Origin of the sequence: Pseudonocardia aurantiaca (genome assembly GCF_039526725.1) — a bacterium.
Lineage (GTDB): Bacteria > Actinomycetota > Actinomycetes > Mycobacteriales > Pseudonocardiaceae > Pseudonocardia > Pseudonocardia aurantiaca.
Window position 1 is genome coordinate 140,430 of sequence record NZ_BAAAJG010000007.1, and the last position, 20,069, is coordinate 160,498.

The following is a 20,069-nucleotide window of genomic DNA, read 5'->3' on the forward strand; positions in this document are numbered from 1 at the left end:
GGGAAGGATCCGATCTCGGGCCAGGACGACCGCGCCGCCGCTGTCCGAGTTCACCCACCCGCCTCCGTCTCGTCGTGTCGACAGCTGACGCCCCGGGCGGTCCGAGCAATCCGCGCCAACGCGGGCTCACCAAGCGTGTCGGCGACCATCGAGCGGACGGCGGGCGGCTCCATGTCGAACGGGTAGTCGGTGCCGAGCACGAGTCGTTCCACGCCGACGATCGACGCGAGCGCGCTGAGCACCGCCGGGCTGTACACGACGGTGTCGTAGAAGAACCTGTCGAGGTAGTCCTCGGGCCGGCGGAGCAGTTCTGGCGCAACCCCGCGCGCCGCCCTGCCGTGCGACAGGCGTCCGACGGCATAGGGCAGGTATCCGCCGCCGTGAACCAGCACGAAACGAAGTCCGGGATGGCGGTCGAGTACGCCGCCGAAGATGAGCGAGCTCGCGGCGATCGTGGTATCGAACGGGTTGCCGAGGAAGTTCGAGAGCTCGTCGCCGCGCAGCCGATCCGCGCCTGCAACATTGACCGGATGCAACTCGACAGGCGCGTGCAACCGTTCGCTGGCCCGCCAGAACGGCGCCAGCCGCTCGTCGTCAAGATACCGGCCGTGCACGTTCGTGCCGATCATGCTGCCCACCGCGCCCAGCCTCGTCATGGCGTCTTCGAGGACGGTTGCCGCGGCATCCCCCCAGGGAAGAGGCACGCTTGCGAAGAACCGGAAACGGTCGGGATGGGACGACACCGCCTCCGCGAGACCCTCGTTGATACTTTTGTGATAGCTGACTGCGAGTTCTTCCGGCAGGTCGTAGCCGAACATGTCGATCCAGGTGGACAGCACCTGGATGTCGATCCCGCACTGATCAAGATGCCGAAGTCGCGCGTCGAGGTCGGCCATTGCGGGAAGCATGGTGCGCGTAGCCCCGGTCGGGAAGGTGAACCGCGCTCGGCCGTCCTCGTCGGACAGGGTCACCGCCGGCGCGAACTCGCCTGCCCGGATACGATCGATGGTGGAGGGCGCCAGATAGTGCGCATGTAGATCTCGGAACTCTGTCGTTTCCACGCTCTGCCTTTCTGCGGCATTGTCCGGTCAACTCGTGGTCGCGGTTCGAGTCGCCCTGGGCGTCCCAACCGTCCGCTCCGGGATCCGGACGAATATCATCAGGATCGCGCCGACCAGCGGAAAGCACATGAGCTGCACGACTGCGGCGCCAGCCCACCCGGTGGCACTGACGAGTTGAGCGAAGAGATAGCCCGCGACCGCGGAGGGTAAGTAGAAGAACGTCACGAAGGCGCCGGACGCGCGCCCGACCAGCGATGGATGAATCGAACGCTGCAATGCTGCGTAGAGGTTGACGTAGACAAATCCGCTACCGAACGCGCCCTCGAGGAATGACAGTACCGTTTGTTCGGCTGTGCTGGTGGCGACCATAAACATCAGCGCTGCGACAACGATGGCGCAGAGAAAGGAGACCTGAACAATGATGCGGTTTCCGAAGCGGTCACCCAGGTAGCCAGACGGGATACTCGCTACCAGCGAGCCGATCCCGAACATGGACGCGGCCAGGCCGGAGTCGTTCACGCTCAGGCCGAGATGACTTTGCAGGAACGTCGGATACAACCCGAGGTAGCTATAGAGCGAGAGGCCGCCGGCTGCACACGCCAGACACAGGAAGACGGTGGTTCGGTTGAGTAGCGTCCCAGGCAGTGGTGAGCTGTCGTCTCCGGCGCCTGGTTGCTCGCGCCCGGTGTCCTTGGCCTCCGTGTAAGCCTTGTTGACCGTCAGCAGAATGATGAGGACGAAGAGGAAGCCGGCTATCCCGAAGACGTAGAGCGGTAGGGCCCAACTCCCGCTTGCGGTGAAAAGTCGCGCCCCGATGAGTGGTCCGAGGGCGCTACCGATCCCATAGGAGACGTTGAGTATCCCGAGCGCGAGTGATCTGCGCGCGTAGAAGTAGGCGCCGACAGCGGAGAACAGTGCGGCGTTCTGCAGCGACTCGCCGACCCCGGACAGCGTCCGGTAGGCCGCCATATCCGCGAAGCCGAAAGCGAGCGGGGTGAGGATCGTGAAGGCGGAGTAGATCGCGATTCCGATCAGCATCACAGTCTTGCGGGACAGGCGGTCGAGAAGCCGGCCGGCGGGAATGCCGCCGATCCCGATGCCGAGCGTGAAGATCGTCGACAGGAAGCCGCCCGCTGCGAGCGGGAAGCCATAGTGCTTGTTGATCGAGCTGAGCAGGACCGGGAAGACCTGCCGGTCGGCGGCGTTGATCGCGTATGACGCGGCGAGAACCACGAGGACCACGATCGCGATAGCGGTGACGCGCCAGGATCGAGGCGGGCCCCCTGAGGTCCGAACCGCCTCCGACGAGACCTGGCTCATGTCTGCTCCTCAGCAATGTCGGGTGAAAGACGAAGTTCTGTCGATTGACCAGGTCCTCACGACATTCACAGGTAAGGCGGTGCACGACCTCGGCCGACACAATCGATCTTCCGCAGGACGGTATACCAGGTATGCCAAATATACAACCGCGGCCTAGCTGCGTGGTGCCGCCCGGAGTCGTCGGCACGGGTTTCGAGCTCTGCTACGGCAACTCGCGCGAGGAACAGCGGAGTTGTTACGATTAGTTTTCACCGTGTCCATCATGGACTGATGGAGGGCCGATGCCACGACCGGCTCGGCGGCCTCCTCCACGAATATCGGCAGGCCGCATGACGTGAGCCAAGTTTCGGCACCCACACGATCTACTGGTCCAGGCAGCCGCGCCGGACAAATCCGGAGCGCACCAAGCGTCAGCTCGCGTCTTCCACGACCCGCCCATCAGCGGTCAACTCGGCCGTCCGGTACCAGTCCAGGATCTGCTCGCCGGTGCAGAACGTCGCCTCGTCGTGTCCCCGGATGTGCTCGAGTGCCAGGTCCAGGTACTTCAGCCGATGCGGCGCTCCCATGATGTACGGGTGCACGACCAGCGCCATCACGCGCGCGGAGTCGTCTGCTCGTGCGTCGGCGAGGATCTGGTCGAACTGGTCGATGGCGCGGCGTCGGTATTCGTCGGCGGTGTGGTGCTGGATGAGCATCATCGCGACGTCGTTGCACTCCTGGGTGTACGGCACGTTGACGATCCGATTGCCGCGGGTGCGCAGCTCGGTCGGCTGGTCATCGAGCACCCAGTCGCATACGTATTCGTAACCCTCCTCGACGAGTAGGTCGGGGGTTTCCCATGTCTCGGTGAGGCCGGGGCCGAGCCATCCGCGCGGCTGCCGGCCGGTCGCCGCGGTGATCGCGTCGCGTGTCTTCTGGATGTCGAGCCGTTCGTCGGGCACCTTCTGCATGTTCTTCTGGGTGTAGCCGTGTCCGATGAATTCCCACTGCCGGGCGATCGCTGCCTCGGTGATCTGTGGGTAGGCGCCGATTGCTGACCCGTTGACGGCGATGGCCGCCGGTATCGCATGCTGGTCGATGACCCGGAGCATTCGCCAGAACCCGACGCGGTTGCCGTACTCGTGCCAGGCCCAGTTGGGCACGTCCGGGGAGGGCACGCCGCCGGCAGGAGGGGTCAGGACGGTGCGGGGCATGGGCTCGCTGTCGGACCATTCCTCGACGTTGACGATCAGCCAGACGGCGACGCGGGCTCCTCCCGGGAGGTGCAGCGCCGGGCGGCCCTGGATCGGCTCGTAGTCGATGCGCTCAGTGGGTTTCATGGTTCCCGCTTTCGGTGATGATGACGGACAGCGGCTCCAGGCCGTCGATCTCGACCCGGATCTCGTCGCCGGGAACGACCGCGCCGACCCCGGCGGGCGTGCCGGTGTAGATCAGGTCTCCTGGCATGAGGCGGTAGTCGCCGGACAGATGGGCGATGATCTCCGCGATGTCCCAGATCATCAGTGCAGTCCGGGTGTGCTGACGGACTTCGCTGTTGACTGTCACCTGCAGAGCCGCTCCGGCGATGTCGCCGGCTTCCTCCCGAGTAGTGATCGGTCCGCAAGGTGCGGAGGCGTCGAAGGCCTTGCCCGCCTCCCAGGAGATCTGCCGTTCGCGGCAGTCGCGCTGCCGGTCGCGCCGGGTCAGGTCAATGCCGGCTGCATAGCCGAGGACCAGGTCGAGCGCGCGGCTCACCGGGACGTCCGCCCCGTCGGCGCCGATCGCGACCACGAGCTCGCCCTCGAACTGGAAGTCGCCGGTCCGAGGTGGGTAAGGCACGCGAGCTCCGTCCCCGACGACACTGTCGGTCGGTTTCTGGAAGAAGAAGGGGTCGTCGCGCTCGTCGCCCTCCTTCATCTCCCGGACGTGGTCGACGTAGTTGCGGCCCACGCAGTAGATCCGTCGCACCGGGAACCGCTGGTCGGAGCCGGCGACCGGCACGAAGACGGTCGGTGGGGTGAACAGCAGAGTCATGAGATCTCCGATCCGGTGTGCGCGGTGGTGCTGAACAGAGCCGGGCGCAGGAACACGGCCAGCAGCGCTCCTACCGCCGAGAAGCCAACGATCTGCACCAGCCCGGCGCCGGCCCAGCCGACGCCGTTCACGATGCGGCTGAACAGGTAGCCCGAGAGTCCCGCGGCGACGTAGATGCAAGTGATGAACACGCCCGACGCGTGCCCCACGATGTCGAGATGCACCGACTTCACGAGCAGGCCGGCCAAGGCGACGTACACACCGCTGCTGGCGAAGAGCCCGAACAGGAAGGAGAACGCCGCCTGCCATCCCGGCGACGGCGGCCCGAGGAACAGAGCGGCTGCAGCTGCGGCCGTCAACAGGTTCAGTAGACCCAGGCAGATGCGGGGATCGAGCCGGTCGGCGAGCAGCCCGCCAAGCGGGGAGGCGAACGCGGCCAGACCTGACAAGCTCACCGCGAGCGCTGCCTGCCCGGGCGTGAAACCGAGTTGCTCACGCAGATAGGTCGCGTACAGACCGATGTAGGCGAAGTCGACCAGCCCGAACAGCACGGTGATCACGCCCAGGAGCATCGGATTCCAGCGCAACACCGACCGGGCCCCGCCGATGTGGTGCGCCTGCATCGGCGCCGCCGTCACCTCGGTGAACCGGCGCGACACGCAGAGCATGACGGCGATGGTCACGACCAGTCCGGCGGCCCCGAAGACGATCATTGGCGAGCGCCAGGTGCCGTGGTCTACCAGCAGGGCCGCCGCCACCAAGGGCCCGACGACCGAGCCGGTGGCGAACGCCATGTTCACCGCGCCGATGGCGAGCCCGCGATGCCGCGGGAATGCCGCGGCCGCCACGGTGATGATCGCCGCCAGCTGCAGGGCCTCCCCGACGCCGGAGAGCACCCGCCATGCCAGCATGTCGGCGAAGCCCGCGCTCGCGATCGTCATGATCGTGGCCACCGAGAAAGCCGCTGTACCGACGACGATCAGGGCCTTTCGGCCGAACCTGGCCAGCGCGATCCCCGCCGGGATTCCGGTGATCCCCATGCCGAGCGCGAATATCGTGGACTGGAGCCCGGACTGGTCGAGGCTGAACCCGTACTCGGCACTGACCTCGGGAAGCATGACCGGGAAGACCATGCGGTCCATCGCGTTCACCGAGTAGGCCAGCAGGAGCAGCCCGAACATCGCGATGGCGGGCCCGTTCGCGACGCGCCCCGTTGCCGAACCCGTCGGCGCAGCGCTGGTGGTCATCTATTTACCGCCTAAGTCGTCGTCGCAATAGGAACGATTGCGTCATGCCCAGTCACCGGCCGCGCGGGCACGCTCGACCAGGGCGTCCCGCCGTGCGTCGGCGCCGGAGATCGCGTCGCGGGCCGACGGCTGGGTGAGGTGGCCGCCCTCGAGGAGGATCCGGCCGTCGACCACGACGGTGACGATGTCGGTGGCCCGGCCCTGACGAACGAGCGCCTCGACGACGTCCCCCCCGGGGAGCAGGTTGGAGGCGCCCGCGTCGAGCAGCAGCAGATCTGCCCGCTTCCCCGGGGTGATCGACCCGGTCACCTCGCCGAGCCCGAGGTCATGGGCGCCGTCGATGGTCGCCATCTGCAGGAGCCGACGCGGGCTGACTGCCGACGACCCACACCGGGCAGCCTCCACGGCCTCCACGGCCCGGAGCGTGGTGAGCACGTCGGGTGCGGTCGGCATCGCCAGCGTGTCCGTCGACAGCGAGACCGGCACCCCCGCCGTGATCAGCTCAGTGACCAGCGGGAACCCCATCGTGCGTAGCTCGGTGATCGGGCTCAGCGACACATGGGTACCCGTGGCGGCCAACGCGGCGATGTCGCGTTCCGAGGCGTGCACGGCGTGGACGATCTGGACGTCGCTACCCAGCAGCCCTTCGTCGGCAAGCCGCGTGAGACCGCAGGAGCGGCATCCGTCCTCGCGCAAGCAGCGGTCGCAATGCATGGTGATCGGCAGGCCCAGCTCGCGCGCGGTCGCCCACTCGCGCCGATAGACCTCCCCAGGCGTCCGGTACGGGCCGCGCAGCGCCGCCCCGAAGTCCAGCAGGCCGTCGACGCGGGCTGCGGGCCAGCGGTCGGCGAACCGGCGCAGGTCGTCGAGGTCCATGGACTGGTCCGCGGGCGTGGAGTCCCGGGGGCCGTAGGAGAACCTGCCACGGACACCCGCGTCGAGTTGGGCGCGAACGTTCACGTCAGCGTCCTCGGCGGACCGGACGTTGTGGTCCCAGTTGTGCACGGTGGTGATGCCGGCGCTCACCGCCTCGGCGAGCGCGAACCGCGCCGCCCAATAGAAGTCCTCGAGATCGTGGTGCGGGCCCAGACCACGCTTCACGGAGAAGTAGTCGCGATCGCGGGCGTCGCTGACGGTGCCGCGGAGCAGGCTGTTCCACAGATGCCAGTGGGTGTCGACGAAGCCGGGCAGCGCCACAAGGCCTTTCCCGTCGATCACCGTGGTGTCCGGCCCAGCGGCCACATCCACCGGTTCGGTGGACACGGCGGTGATCACACCGGCCTCCACCGTCACGTTGGCGCGCTCCAGATCCCCCAGCCGCGGATCCATCGTCACCGCCGTTACGCCGGACAGGACCAGGTTCTCTCGTGCGGGCAGATCCGTGTCAGGAAACATGCCTACTCACCTCCAGGGCGATAGCGCATCCACAACCCAGGCGGCGGCCTGTCCAGCGGAGTGCGGCCGGCGAGATGCGTCGGGCGGCCAGCACGCCAAGCCCCCCACCGACAGACCCGTTGCAGCCAGCAACACCGCCGCACCCCAGGCCACCGAGGTGAGGTACACGAAGGCAACTGCGCGTGCGGGGCGCGACGAGTGCCAGTTCGAGGCGCGCTCCGATGCTCATTCCACCTCCGTACAAGGCGGAAGGTATGCATTGCATGCAACGTATGTCAAGGGTTGGTGTCCGGGGTCGTATGCAACGTATGCTCTTCGCTGTGGAACATCCGGGGGCGGCGTCGAGCAGTGCGCAGGCGGTGTACACGGTCCTGCGCAGGCGCTTCGCGGACGGGGACCTGGCGCCGGCCGAGCGACTCACGGAGGCTGCGCTGGCGCAGGAGCTCGGGGTGAGTCGCACCCCGGTCCGGGAGGCGATCGGACGGCTACAGGCGGACGGTCTTGTGGTGCCTGCGGCGCGGGGGGTCGTAGTGGCGACGCTTGACAGCGCCGAGATCGAGCAGATCTACGAGCTGCGAGCGGCCCTGGAAGGACTTGCGGCCGCGCAGGCGGCGCGCCGGCAGGCCTCAGGACGGATCGCCCCCGTGGAGATCCGCGGCATCCAGGACGCGGCTGACGAGGTCGAGAAGGCCTTGGCCGAGAGCGACGCGAAGCGCTCCGCCCGTGCCAACCTGGAATTTCATCGGGCCTTCGGGCATGCCCCCGGCAATCCCTTCCTCGAGGACGCCCTGCATCGGGTATGGGACAGGATCGCGGTGTCGACGGTCTCGAACCTGTCGGATGCGGCTTGGGCGAAGACCGTGATCATCCAGCATCGGGAGATTTGTCAAGCCATCGTCAACGGTGACGAGGACGCCGCCCGGCGCGCCGCGGAGGAGCACGTCAAGGCGGCCATGCTGATCTACCGCGCCGCTCATTGACGGCGGCGACCAGCGCATCTCCCGGCGCCGGGCCACCGACGGGCACCTCGACCACATCGACCCCCTCCCCGCCGGCCCGAACAACGACAGGGACCTCGCCGGCTGCGGCGGGCACGACCACCCGAGATCGCCGCCGAGCGGGGCCTCCGGAGCAGGGGGAGCGAACGGGCACCGATCACGCACGGAAGGCACCACGATGACCACGTTTCCCGCCCCGGCCATGGGCGCGTTCCCTGTGCTGCAGGAGGGGGTGGAGGTCGACGGCGGCACCGTCTACGTCCCCGCGGATCCCGGCCGCGTGCTGTGGGGACGACTCCCACACCGGTCCGACACCCCGGTGGCACGCATCGGGGCCGGCGATCCTGTCGTGATCGACACCATCAGCCACGAGGGCATCCTCGAGGACCAAGGATCGGATCCGGTCGGATACTTCGGCCGGCACGGCGTCGCGCCCGACCAGGTGCTCGCCGACGCGATCGAGGTGACCGCGCGTCGTCGCCGCGATCCCCGCATCGACGGGCCACACATCGTGACCGGTCCGATCGCCGTCGACGGTGCGCGGCCGGGCGACCTGCTCGCCGTCCGTGTCGACGACCTGCGCATGCGCGCTCCCTATGGTGTCGTCTCCACCCGGCACGGACGGGGCGTCCTCACCGGGCACCCCATACTGGACGACGGGTACAATGCCTTCTGCTCTGTGCGTGAGCTCGACGGCGCGTGGTTCGGCACCATGCCCCTGCGACCCGACGGTGACGAGGTCGCCCACTTCCCGCTGGCCCCGTTCCTCGGCATCATTGGGGTCGCCACCGACACCGAGACCCGGGCCCACTCGGTTCCACCGGGCCGGCACGGCGGGAACATCGACATCCGGTTGCTGACTCCCGGCGCGACCCTCTTCGTGCCGGTCCAGGTGCCCGACGCCCTGCTCTACGTGGGCGACCCGCACTACGCCCAGGGCAACGGCGAGGTCGCATTGACCGCCCTGGAGGCCCCGCTGCGAGCGTCGCTGACGGTCGACCTCATCCCCGCCGCCCAGGTCCGGCACAAGCTGGGCCGAGTCGAGGGTCCGTTCGCCGCCGGACACGGGCTGCTCATCCCGACCGGCATGGACGAGGACCTGAACCTGGCCCTGCGCATGTGCGTCGGCAACGCGGTCGAGCTCGTCACCGCCCTGTTCGACATGGACCCACGGCAGGCCTACCTCTACCTCAGCGCGGCGACGGACTTCGACGTCTCCCAGGCCGTCGACCTCGTCACCGGGGTGCACGGCTCGATCCGCGTCGCCGACTTCCCACCCGGCGCCGGCAGCGGGCTTGCCCGCCGGATCCTCGATCGCGCCCGCTGACCCACGACCCCGCCCCGACGACCGTCGCGCCGCCCCGTCGAAGGCGTTCCGTCGGGCGGTCGCGCCCGTCTATCTGCGGCGCAACCAGGAGGACGTGCTCACCGAACTGCCGGACAAGATCGAGACCGAGTCGTGGGTGCAGCTCAGCGCCACCGACGAGGCACGGTACGAGGCGGCGGTGTCAGCGCGGAACCTGATGGCGATGCGACAGGCGGCGTTCAGCACGCCCAGCTCGGCGAAGCTCGAACGGCTCAAGGACATCGTCGAGGAGGCAGCCCAGGACGGGATGAAGTCGAGGCCGGTGGCGTCGGGATCAACGTGCAGGCCGCTTCGGTCGTGATCCTCACCGAACCGCAGTGGAAGCCGAGCATTGAGGAGCAGGCGATCGCCCGTGCGCACCGGATGGGGCAGGTGCGCACGGTGCAGGTCCACCGGCTGCTGGCCAAGGACTCAATTGCCGAGCGGATCAGAGAGATCCAGCAGGGAAAGCGGCTGCTGTTCGACGAGTTCGCGCGCAAGAGCGAGGCGAAGGACGCCGACCGTAGGGCGGTGGACACCTCCGACCACCGGCCCGACGTGCTCGACGACGAATCGGCGCCGGTGGAGCGGCGGGTGCTGGCGACGGAGCGGCACCGGCTGGGGCTCGATCAGTAGCCGCTCGTGTGTTCACCGGCTCGACATCCGAACCCACTGCGCTTCGGCGACGTCCAACGCCCGCCGGATTCGGCTGTCCTCGCCGCTCCCCGTGGTCGGCAGCCGCAGCAGAGGCATCTGATGAGTCCGGAGGATCTCGTCCTTGATCGCGTCCCGTTCGAGCTGAGTCGGGTTGTCCTCGTGGTAGGCGAAGCCGTCCACCTCGATGGCCAGCAGCGGGCGGTTGGTTACCCGGGAGGTGGCTCGCCGACCGGCTGGCTCGGGTGGCGGCGTAGCGCGATCGGCGCGAACGAGGCCGCGACTGCGCGGAGCCGATCAGCGGGGTCACGTCCTCCGTCGTTCGGTCTCCTCCGCGCCGGCCGGTGCTCGTAGAACGATCAGCATGGGCCGCGCCGAGGGCGCCGCCGGTGCTGTGGCACGGTGATGATCGCAGCTGCCGTGATCGAGAGGCTCGCGTTGACCCCACCGCTCCCTGAAGGCGTCTACGAGTCCCTGCGCACCGTCGGCCTCGACGCCACGCTCGCGCAGCTCAGCACCCTCACCCCGCGCTTCGCACGAGTCGAGGAGGCGGACGAGCCCCATGTCCTCGCCCGCCACGTCGCGAAGGTCGTCGAGCATGCCCTGAGCCGGGAAGGCGACACCGGTCGGCGCCTCGCGCTGGTCAACGATCTGCTGGCCCGCGTCGCCGAGCAGAGCGAGCAGGTCATGACCGACGAGGCGGAGCACCTCGTGGTCCTCAGCCGCGAGACCGCTCCCGGTGTCCACCGCCTCGAACGACCCGTCACGCCGCTTTCCGCGGCCGCCCTGATCACCAACGCCCGGGACGAGCCATCGCTCAGCGCTGAGCTGCGCGCGGAGCTCGCCTCGGCCGACCGGGTCGACCTCCTCTGTGCGTTCGTGCGGTGGCACGGTCTGCGGGTCCTCGAGGAGCAGCTCGACCTGTTGCGCCGGCGCGGCGTCCCGTTCCGCATCATCACCACGACGTACGTGGGAGCCACCGAGCAGCGAGCTGTCGACGCGCTCGTGCGCCGGTTCGGGGGCCAGGTCAAGATCAGCTACGAGACGCGGACGACGCGGCTGCATGCCAAGGCGTGGCTGTTCCACCGCAACTCCGGCTTCGACACCGCGTTCGTTGGTAGCAGCAACCTGTCTCGTTCTGCCCTTGTGGACGGGCTGGAGTGGAACGTGCGGCTGTCGTCAGTGGCGACGCCCGACCTGATTCGCAAGTTCGCCGGCACCTTCGACAGCTACTGGGCAGATCCCGGGTTCGTCGACTACGACCCGGACGACGAGGACGCCGCGGAGCGGCTCCGGTCGGCACTCGGCCGTGACCAGATCACGACGTCGACTTCCCTCGTATCCGGGCTCGAGGTCCGTCCGTACCCGTACCAGACGCAGATCCTCGAAGGGCTCGAGTCGGAGCGGACGGTTCACGACCGGCACCGCAACCTTGTTGTCGCGGCGACCGGAACGGGCAAGACCGTGGTCGCAGCCCTCGACTACGCCCGGCTCCGCGCGAGCCTCCCGCGTGACCGGCTGCTGTTCGTCGCGCATCGCAAGGAGATCCTCGAGCAGTCTCGTCGGATGTACCGGGAGGTGCTGGCCGACGGGACGTTCGGCGAGATGTACGTGCAGGGTGAGCGACCCGAGCGGTGGGAGCACGTGTTCGCGAGCGTGCAGTCGCTCGCCGCGTACGGGGTCGACCGGATTCCGCCCGACCATTTCGACGTGGTCGTCGTCGACGAGTTCCACCACGCGCAGGCACCGACCTACCGGCGGCTGCTCGACCACGTGCAGCCGCAGGAGCTACTCGGGCTGACCGCCACTCCTGAGCGCGGCGACGGGGTCGACGTCCGCGAGTTCTTCGACGGCCGCACGGCCTACGAGCTGCGACTGTGGGACGCGCTGAGCGCCGACCTGCTGGTGCCGTTCCACTACTTCGGCGTCGCCGACGACGTCGACCTGCAAGCCATCGAATGGAAGCGCGGCTCCTACGACGCGAGTGCGCTCGACAAGGTCTACACGGGCAACGACGCTCGCGCCGCCAAGATCGTGCGGGAGACTAAGGACAAGGTCACCGACGTCCGCAGGATGAGGGCACTCGGCTTCTGCGTGTCCGTCGCCCACGCGCGCTACATGGCTGAGGTGTTCACCCGCGCCGGGATCCCCAGCGTCGCGGTGTCCGGGGAGACCGCGCCCGCGGACCGCGCCGGCGCGTTGGAGAAGCTGCGCACGTTGGAGGTCAACTGCCTCTTCGCGGCCGACCTGTTCAACGAGGGCCTCGACCTCCCGCAGGTCGACACCGTGCTGTTCCTGCGACCGACCCAGAGCGCGACGGTCTTCCTGCAGCAGTTGGGCCGGGGTCTCCGGCGGGCGCGGGGCAAGGCCGTGCTGACCGCCCTCGACTTCATCGGCCAGCACCGCCGGGAGTTCCGCTTCGACCTCCGCTATCGCGCGCTGACCGGCAGCACCCGCCGCGGTCTGGAGCGGGATATCGAGCAGGGGTTCCCGTTCCTCCCGTCCGGGTCGCAGCTCGTGCTCGACCGCGTGACTGAGCGCATCGTCCTGGAGAACGTCCGCCAGCAGCTGCGCCTGACCCGCCGCGAGCTCGTCGCCGACGTCCGCTCGCACGGCGACCTCCCGCTGGCGCGCTACCTGGAGGAAGCGGGCCGCGAGCTGGCCGACGTCTACAAGCATGGTTCGTGGACGGCGGTGCGGCGTGATGCAGCCTTGCCTACGCTCCCTGGCGGCCCGGACGAGGCGGCCCTTCTCAAGCGGGCAGTCGCGTTCGCCCATGTCGACGATCCCGAGCGGGCAGAGCTGTACCTGCGCCTCGCGGATCCGGACGCTCCGGCCTACGACGCGCTGACGGAGCGTGAGCAGTGCCTGGCGCGGATGATGTTCTTCCTCATCTGGCCGGACCGCGGCGGTCACGCCTCCTACAGCGACGGGCTGGCGCACCTGCGCCGGCACCCGGCGCTCTGCCAAGAGATCCGCGAGCTGGTGGCGATTGCGCTCGATCGCGCCCGCCACGTCCCCCGACCGCTCGGGGAAGGACTGCTGCACGTGCCGCTGCTGAGCCACGCGCACTACCGCCGGGAGGAGGTGCTCGCGGCGCTCGGCTGGGCGTCGATGACGAGAAAGGCGCATGGTCACGCTTCGGGGGTGGCGTGGGCGCCCGACGCCCGGACGGATGTCCTGCTGGTCAACCTCCGCAAGACCGAGCGGGACTTTTCGCCGACGACCATGTACCGCGACTACGCCATCAGCCCTGACCTGTTCCACTGGGAGTCGCAGAACAGCACGAGCGTCGCCTCGGGAACCGGCCAGCGGTATCTCCGCCACCGTGAGCAGGGCACACACGTCGCGATCTTCGTCCGCGACTCACCGACCGACGACCTGGGCCCGACACCGTTCCTGTGCCTCGGTCTCTGCTCCTACGAGGAGCACGCCGGCGAGCGTCCGATCGCGATCACCTGGCGGCTGCGACGGCCCATGCCCGGGGCCACCTTCCGCGCTGCCAGCGTCGTCGCGTAATCCGCCGACCGACAACGGCGAACCCGCGGCGATCGAGGGCCTGGCTGCGTCACCGCAGTGGAGAAGTCGCCCTCGCGGCGCAGCTATCGCCTTCAGCTCGCGCAGATCCGCGATGAGACGTGCACGCAGCGCGTCCACACTGGACGCTGTGGAGGCGGTGGTCTCCGCCAGACCAGGCAAATTCAGTAGTCAGGCCAGGGACGGGCGCCCACGAGGACTGTGTGGGCGGCGGCTACCTTCGGCCTGTGGATAGCAACGACGGGCTGAGCGGCGCGCGCATCGATATCGGCGAGATCGCGATCCGCGAGCAGTGGCGTTGCCGGCTGCCGAGCCTTGTGGTCGCGGCGGCCCGGGATGGTGCCGACCTCGATAGCACCGTCGTTGGGCTGGCGAACGTGGAAGACGGAGTCGACGCCGAGACGGGGACGGCCTACCGCATCGGGTCGATCACCAAGACGTTCACCGCCGTCATCGTGCTCACGCTTGCCGAGCGCGGCGAGCTCGGACTCGATGCTCCCGTCGGGGCCTACCTCTCAGGAACGTCGTTCGGGGACGTTCCTCTGCGGTATTTGCTCGCGCACTCGGGCGGGTTACAGCGCGAAGTGCCGGTTGACATGTGGGAGTCCATGCGCGGTCCGGATCGGGCGGAGCTGCGTGCCGCCTTCGGGAAGGTCGAGTTGGTCGACGGGCCCGGTGCCCGCTGGCACTACTCGAATCTCGGTTATGCCGTTCTCGGGCAGATCGTCGAGGACGTCACCGGCACGAGTTGCGCGGAACTCATCGATACGCAGCTCCTCAGTCCGCTCGGGCTGACCTCGACCTCGTGGGTGCGGCCACCGGCTGCGGCGGTGGGTTACCGAGTGGACCCGTACGCGGACATCGTGCACCGGGAGCCCGACATGGATCAGGCGTCCGTCGGTGTGGCAGGGCAGCTGTGGTCGACCGCCGATGATCTGCTCGCGTGGGGCCACGCACTCGCCGGCGGCTCGCCCGACGTCGTATCGCCGCGGGTCGTCGACGCGATGCACACGCTTCAGGTCATGGTCGATCGCCGCGGCTGGACGTCAGGGTGGGGACTGGGCTTGATCCTGGACCGTCGTCCGTCGTGCATCCTCGCCGGACACACGGGGGCCATGCCGGGTTTCCTGTCGGGCCTGTCGATCGAGCGGGAGTCGCGTTCGGTCGCCGTGGTGCTGACCAACGTCACTCGGGGAGCAGCAGTCGGTCGGCTCGCGGCAGACGTGGCTGAGCGGGTCGCCGCGGCAAGGCCTGAGCCGAAGTCGCCGTGGCGCCCGTCGGCTGCCTACCCGGCCGAACTACGCGGGGTGCTGGGCCGCTGGTGGTCGGAGGCGGACGAGACCGTATTCACCTGGCGGACGGACGGGCTCCACGCCTACCTGGCGTCTGCACCTGAAACGAGCGACACCCGTTTCGGCCAGGAGGCGGCGGACACGTACCGGGCCGTTGCCGGCCGGATGACGGGCGAACGCCTGCTGGTGCGCCGGGATCGTGACGGCAACGTCGTCGGCTTGGAATGGGCGACGTACCCGTTCACGCGTTCGCCGCGATGAGTCCCCGCAATCGCTCGCGTGCCTCGCCGACGCGGTCTGTCATCGCGTACTCGCGAAGCTGTATGTCGACCGCCCGGAACCGGCGTAGCACCCTCGGTGTGACCGAGCCACTGGGCATCGCCATGGCCACGTCGAGATCGTGGCATGCCTCGTCGATCTTTCCCATGCGTAGATGCGCGTCAGCGCGGTCGAGCTGCCAGATCACTCGGTTCCGGACGAAGCGGCTGTCGCCGGCCGAACTCTGATCCTGGAGCGGCGCCACGGCGCGGTCGGGCAGCCCGAGGTCGAGCAGGCAGGACCCGCGGTGTCCGTCCAGAGCGGCCTGGTCGAAGACCGCGAGCCAGCTCTTGTCGTCCTCGGTGGAAGCGTGCTGCTGCAGTTCATCGGAGGCTTGGTCGAGAAGGTCGAGGCACAGCCTGGTTTCACGGAGCCGGGCATGGGCTCGAGCCGCGATTGTCAAGGTGAAGGCGGTGAGGCGATGGTTCTCGCTGCGTCGCGCCCAGCCGAGCGCCCCGTACGCGCGCTCGACACCAAGCGCTGACTGACCGGTGTACGTGGCGACGAACGACAGATTCGGACCGAGGATGTAGGCGACGAGCTGGATGTCCGATGTGCGCTCGGCCCATTTGCGAGCGCGTTCGAACAGGGTCTCGGCGCGCGCAGGCATGCCTTGATCGAAGCTCATCCACCCGGCGAGCTGATACGCCTCACCGATCGTACGACTGAGGTCCGGACGCAGACTCCGATCGACCTGCCTTATGACCCGCTCTGCGGCTTCCGCGTGTGCGACGATCAGCCCGATTTCAGCGCCCGCGTTCATGGCGTGATCGCCGTTCCGGGCCGCGTCGACGACTCCACGAAGGACCGGAACGGCAGCTTCGGCTGGCAGATTCAGCTCAGGGGGAGCCCACTGGCCTCGAGTGTCGGCGACGATATCCGCAGCAAGTCTCTTCAGCTTGCCGTTTGCGTCGAGGACCGCGTCCAGTTTGTCGACCAGGTCGGTCTGCGCCCGTCGATGAGCCTTCTCGATCTTGCGCAGCATGTCCGGGCCGACGTGTACCAGCCGACCGAGTTCAGCAAGGGTCAACTGCTTGTCCTCGCGCATCGAGCGAAGCTCGGCGCCGAACAGTGCGGCAGGCGAGGCCTGCGGGTCCAGTTTCCCCGTGGCCAACCCTCGGCGCTCGCGCAACATCACGTCGGTTGACGAGCGCACAGCGCGCAGTCCCGGCCAGGAGCCGCTCCGAGAGACGTGCTGAGCACGAACGCTCCGCACCGAGCCATGTACCGGCCGTTGGGCGACGTCGTGAAGACGGCTTCGTCGACCAAATGATCCAACCCATCGGGCGAGGAGACTACGAGCTGCGCCCACCTTCTACGGTCGCGCGGTGTCACCTGACGTGAGTCTTCCCTGGTGTACATGAGCCGATACCTCCTTCCTTGCGGCGGTCCGGAATCCATCGTCACAGGGTGGTCGGCCATTGCCAAAGGGTCGGCACCGGACAGCTGGAACTGTCCGGAACTGCGCTTCGCGTTCTCTCAATCCCGTTGATCGGGCGGCGTTGATCGCCGTTATCTTCCTGTGGTGTGACCGTGGGCGCACACGTGCGGACCGCCGCATATTCGGTCGCCCTCGGCCGTCCCCTCCGCCAGCATGGACACCACGGGGTCATGAGAGGGATGGGGGGATGGATGGTCGCGCCGCGCCGCAGGTCGGCGGTGTTGCTCGCGCTGCGCTACTACGGGCGTGAGCTCTCCCGCCTTCGGCTGATCGCCGTTCCCGCGCTGCTGCTGCCGGCGTTGGGCAACACCTGCCAGGCCTACCTCGCGCCGCTGATGGTCGCCGCGCTCGCGGGTCGCATTGCCGCGGGCGCAGATGTCGGCCCCGCGACCGTGCTGCCCTACGTGCTCGGGTTCGCCGCGCTGCTGCTCCTGGCCGAGGCGTTGTGGCGCGTCGGCGTGCATTGCCTGAACCGCACCGACGGCCACGGGATCGAGAATCTGTACGTGCTCGGCATGAACGAGCTGCTCGCGAAGGACGCCGCGTTCTTCCACGACAACTTCGCCGGGTCGTTGACCAAACGGGTGCTCAGCTTCGCCGCGCGGTTCGAGGAGTTCGTCGACACGCTCGCGTTCGCTGTCATCGCCAACTTCGTGCCGCTGGTGTTCGCGTCGGTGGTCCTCTGGCACTACGACCCGATGCTGGTCGTCGTTCTGGTGGGTCTCATCGTGGTGACCGGGTTGGTCATCGCTCCGCTCGTGCGGCGCCGTCAGGCGCTCGTCGACCAGCGGGAGGCGGCAATTGCGAGGGTGTCCGGTCACGTAGCCGACAGCCTGATGAATATGGAGACGGTGCGGGCCTTCGCCGCCGAGGAGCGCGAGGCCGCCGAGCACAAGTCACACGTCGCCGAACAGCGCAGGCTCTCCATCCGGTCCTGGGACTACGCCAACCTGCGCATCGACACGGTCGTTGCGCCGCTGTACGTGCTCACCAACGCCCTCGGCCTGTTCGTCGCCATCGGCCTCGGCGGCGGACGGCTGGGCGTGGAGGCGATCGTGGTGACCTTCACCTACTACTGGAGCGCCACCCGGGTCATGTTCGAGTTCAACCAGATCTATCGGCGGCTGGAGAGCTCGATGACCGAGGCCGCCCAGTTCACCGAGCTGTTGCTCACGCCGCCGACCGTGCTCGACCCCGTCTCACCGGAGCCGCTGCGAGCGACGGCCGCGGACATCCGTTTCGAGCACGTGACCTTCGCCCACGCCGGCGCGCCGCCGCTGTTCACCGGCCTCGACCTGACCGTCCTCAGTGGCACCAAGATCGGGCTCGTCGGACGTTCCGGCGGCGGGAAGAGCACCCTCACCCGGCTGCTGCTGCGGCTGATGGACGTCGACGAGGGATGCATCCTGATCGGCGGCCAGGACATCTCCCGGATAACGCAGGCGGACCTGCGGAGCCTGATCGCCTACGTGCCGCAGGACCCGGCCATGTTCCACCGCAGCCTGCGCGACAACATCGCGTTCGGCCGGCCTGGCGCCAGCGACGCCGAGATCCGCCGCGCCGCGCAGGCAGCCCACGTCACCGAGTTCGTCGAAGCCCTGCCTGACGGGCTCGACACGGTGGTCGGGGAACGTGGGATCAAGCTGTCCGGCGGTCAGCGCCAGCGGGTCGCGCTCGCTCGCGCCATCCTGCGAGACGCGCCGATCTTGCTGCTCGACGAGGCGACCAGCGCTCTGGACTCGGAGAGTGAGATCCTCGTCCAGCAGGCCCTGTGGCAGCTCATGGACGGCCGGACCGCGCTCGTGGTGGCCCACCGGCTGAGCACCGTCGCCCGGATGGACAAGCTCGTGGTGCTCGACAGCGGCCGGATCGTCGAGCACGGCACCCATGCGGAGCTGCTCGCGATGCAGGGCACGTACGCGGCGCTCTGGGACCACCAGTCGGGCGGATTCCTCGACGAGACCGCGGCCGACCTCGTGTCGCGAGATTCTCGGTAACGTCCCGACGGTGCGGTCGCGTTCTCGGGGCCCGACACGCCCTGGGTTCGGCCATGATGGATCAACTCATGCTGATGATGGCAGACGGTGGTGAGCTCGATCGGTGGGCGTAGCGGCCGCCACTGTGAGCGACGAACGGACCGGTGGCGGCCACATCGTCAGATGCCTTTGCGGAATCGCTCGGTGATCTGCTGGCCCCAGTGCGGGCGGGCGGGCCGCACGCCCTGGTCGTCGGTGAACCGATCAACCAACTCCTCGAGGTGCACGTCCACGGCCGCTTCGACCAGGCCGGCGTAGACGTCAGCCGCTGATCGGCATCGCTGCAAGCCGACAAGCCCCACGACCGCGCCGATGATCGCGGATGGCCACCACACTGCACCGAGCGCCAGGTAGAGCAGCGCCCATCCGCCGAGCGTGGCGGCATCGTCCAGTTGGCGTCGGCCGGCCGTCAGTGGGGTTCGTGAGCTCTCCGGCAGCAGCAACCACAACCGGGGCCAGATGAAGGTCAGGTCCACGCCGTACTCCTGGTGAACCCGCAGCGTTGGCGCGTCCAGTCGGTCACCGATCCAGGTCGCATTGATCGGCTCGATCAGCGCGATACGGTTTCGGCGTTCGGCCAGTTCGGCGAGGCGGTCGCGTTCACCCGCGTCACGGGCGCGCTCCCACTCCTGGTTCGCACGCGTCCAGGCGGCGCGTCGGCGACGGGTACAGGCGCGTGCCGGTCGTCGCAACGGCGCGGGCCAGCGGCCCGCGAGGGCATGTTCGACGGGCGTCGTGAGAGCGTTCGCGAGCAACCCGCTGCCAACCGACGCCACCAGCAATACCACCAGCAACAACACCGTCCGGGACAGGTCGCCCGACGCCCCGGCGTCGGGCGGCACCAGCTGCCCCAGCCGTTGCCCCACCATCCCGAGATCGGCCCACTGCCGGTGGCCGAGCAGCGCTGCGACGGTCGCCGTGGCGGTGAACAACAGACCTGGCAGCACCAGGAGCGCCACCCAGCGTTCGGCCAGCTTCTTGCCGATCTCGGTGACGAAGGCGTTCACCGGGTTGGCTCACCGTCGGTGTGGAAGCGCAGCGCCTGCTGGTGCACATCACAGCGGGGCACCGGGGAGCCGGCCCGGCGCGACTCGACCCGGTTGCACGCATCGACGGGGCAGACATAGCCGCCGGTCACCGGTGGGAGCGCAACCTCGGGCAGCCGCGGCGGCAGCGCTGATCGCGGCGACTCGCCATCGACGTCCGGGGCGTCCGTCCGGTCGAGCGCCGCGATCAGCTCGGCGACCGGTTCGCCGCGGCGGGCGGCCCGGACCACCTGTTCGACCTGGGCACGGCCGGCCGCTCCCGCTGGGCCGCGCAGCATTGCCCGCAGCGGAGCCAGGTCGGCGCAGAAGCGAGTCAACCCGTCCCGCTCGACCTGGTCACCCACGATTCCCCCCAGAGTCCGGTGA

At 68.5% G+C, this 20,069-nt stretch carries 17 protein-coding genes; 7 read left to right on the forward strand and 10 right to left on the reverse strand.

The window, feature by feature from the left end; genetic code table 11:
• Positions 1 to 50: 50 nt before the first annotated feature.
• The 6 genes from ABD143_RS09715 to ABD143_RS09740 all read right to left on the reverse strand — a co-directional run bounded on the left by ABD143_RS09715 (position 51) and on the right by ABD143_RS09740 (position 7,036).
• A complete protein-coding gene (locus tag ABD143_RS09715; protein WP_343974514.1) occupies positions 51 to 1,061 on the reverse strand; it encodes an amidohydrolase family protein in 1,011 nt (336 codons plus the stop codon).
• A gap of 27 nt (positions 1,062 to 1,088) precedes the next feature.
• A complete protein-coding gene (locus ABD143_RS09720; protein WP_343974517.1) occupies positions 1,089 to 2,381 on the reverse strand; it encodes an MFS transporter in 1,293 nt (430 codons plus the stop codon).
• A 410-nt stretch (positions 2,382 to 2,791) separates the two neighbouring features.
• The gene (locus ABD143_RS09725; protein WP_343974520.1) at positions 2,792 to 3,700 is read right to left on the reverse strand and encodes a polysaccharide deacetylase family protein; all 909 of its coding nucleotides are present in this window, start codon (positions 3,698 to 3,700) and stop codon (positions 2,792 to 2,794) included.
• Positions 3,687 to 4,394 (reverse strand): fumarylacetoacetate hydrolase family protein, encoded by a 708-nt coding sequence (locus tag ABD143_RS09730; protein WP_343974523.1) that lies wholly within the window; start codon positions 4,392 to 4,394, stop codon positions 3,687 to 3,689. Before ABD143_RS09730 ends, ABD143_RS09725 begins: the two co-directional genes overlap by 14 nt.
• A complete protein-coding gene (locus ABD143_RS09735) occupies positions 4,391 to 5,641 on the reverse strand; it encodes an MFS transporter (protein ID WP_343974526.1) in 1,251 nt (416 codons plus the stop codon). The genes ABD143_RS09730 and ABD143_RS09735 overlap by 4 nt, the downstream gene beginning before the upstream one ends.
• Before the next feature lie 42 nt (positions 5,642 to 5,683).
• Positions 5,684 to 7,036 (reverse strand): amidohydrolase family protein, encoded by a 1,353-nt coding sequence (locus tag ABD143_RS09740; RefSeq protein ID WP_343974529.1) that lies wholly within the window; start codon positions 7,034 to 7,036, stop codon positions 5,684 to 5,686.
• 320 nt (positions 7,037 to 7,356) lie between these two features.
• Between ABD143_RS09740 and ABD143_RS09745 the strand changes: the two genes are divergently transcribed.
• From ABD143_RS09745 to ABD143_RS09760, 4 genes are all read left to right on the forward strand, one after another.
• Positions 7,357 to 8,016 (forward strand): GntR family transcriptional regulator, encoded by a 660-nt coding sequence (locus ABD143_RS09745; RefSeq protein ID WP_343974532.1) that lies wholly within the window; start codon positions 7,357 to 7,359, stop codon positions 8,014 to 8,016.
• Positions 8,017 to 8,212: 196 nt separating this feature from the next.
• Positions 8,213 to 9,361 (forward strand): acetamidase/formamidase family protein, encoded by a 1,149-nt coding sequence (locus ABD143_RS09750; protein ID WP_343974535.1) that lies wholly within the window; start codon positions 8,213 to 8,215, stop codon positions 9,359 to 9,361.
• The gene (locus ABD143_RS09755; RefSeq protein ID WP_343974538.1) at positions 9,330 to 9,701 is read left to right on the forward strand and encodes a hypothetical protein; all 372 of its coding nucleotides are present in this window, start codon (positions 9,330 to 9,332) and stop codon (positions 9,699 to 9,701) included. The genes ABD143_RS09750 and ABD143_RS09755 overlap by 32 nt, the downstream gene beginning before the upstream one ends.
• A complete protein-coding gene (locus ABD143_RS09760) occupies positions 9,680 to 10,015 on the forward strand; it encodes a C-terminal helicase domain-containing protein (protein ID WP_343974541.1) in 336 nt (111 codons plus the stop codon). Before ABD143_RS09755 ends, ABD143_RS09760 begins: the two co-directional genes overlap by 22 nt.
• 12 nt (positions 10,016 to 10,027) lie before the next feature.
• Here the strand turns inward: ABD143_RS09760 and ABD143_RS38175 are convergent, their stop codons facing one another.
• Positions 10,028 to 10,231 (reverse strand): DUF2726 domain-containing protein, encoded by a 204-nt coding sequence (locus tag ABD143_RS38175; protein ID WP_379659885.1) that lies wholly within the window; start codon positions 10,229 to 10,231, stop codon positions 10,028 to 10,030.
• Positions 10,232 to 10,471: 240 nt separating this feature from the next.
• On the opposite strand from ABD143_RS38175, the gene ABD143_RS09765 reads away from it, so the two are divergent.
• On the forward strand, positions 10,472 to 13,552 hold the full coding sequence (locus tag ABD143_RS09765; protein ID WP_343974641.1) for a DEAD/DEAH box helicase: 3,081 nt from the start codon (positions 10,472 to 10,474) through the stop codon (positions 13,550 to 13,552).
• A gap of 245 nt (positions 13,553 to 13,797) precedes the next feature.
• Positions 13,798 to 15,123 (forward strand): serine hydrolase domain-containing protein, encoded by a 1,326-nt coding sequence (locus ABD143_RS09770; protein WP_343974544.1) that lies wholly within the window; start codon positions 13,798 to 13,800, stop codon positions 15,121 to 15,123.
• Here ABD143_RS09770 and ABD143_RS09775 read toward each other — a convergent pair.
• Positions 15,104 to 16,336, reverse strand: coding sequence for a helix-turn-helix domain-containing protein (locus tag ABD143_RS09775; protein WP_343974547.1), 1,233 nt, complete (start codon positions 16,334 to 16,336; stop codon positions 15,104 to 15,106). The two genes, ABD143_RS09770 and ABD143_RS09775, sit on opposite strands and share 20 nt — an antisense overlap.
• Positions 16,337 to 16,791: 455 nt before the next feature.
• Between ABD143_RS09775 and ABD143_RS09780 the strand changes: the two genes are divergently transcribed.
• Complete coding sequence (locus ABD143_RS09780; protein ID WP_343974550.1) at positions 16,792 to 18,618, forward strand: ABC transporter ATP-binding protein; 1,827 nt, start codon at positions 16,792 to 16,794, stop codon at positions 18,616 to 18,618.
• Positions 18,619 to 18,776: 158 nt separating this feature from the next.
• Here ABD143_RS09780 and ABD143_RS09785 read toward each other — a convergent pair whose 3' ends face one another.
• Both ABD143_RS09785 and ABD143_RS09790 read right to left on the reverse strand, forming a co-directional pair.
• The gene (locus ABD143_RS09785) at positions 18,777 to 19,664 is read right to left on the reverse strand and encodes a hypothetical protein (RefSeq protein ID WP_343974553.1); all 888 of its coding nucleotides are present in this window, start codon (positions 19,662 to 19,664) and stop codon (positions 18,777 to 18,779) included.
• The gene (locus ABD143_RS09790; protein WP_343974556.1) at positions 19,661 to 20,047 is read right to left on the reverse strand and encodes a hypothetical protein; all 387 of its coding nucleotides are present in this window, start codon (positions 20,045 to 20,047) and stop codon (positions 19,661 to 19,663) included. The genes ABD143_RS09785 and ABD143_RS09790 overlap by 4 nt, the downstream gene beginning before the upstream one ends.
• Between the last annotated feature and the right edge of the window lie 22 nt (positions 20,048 to 20,069).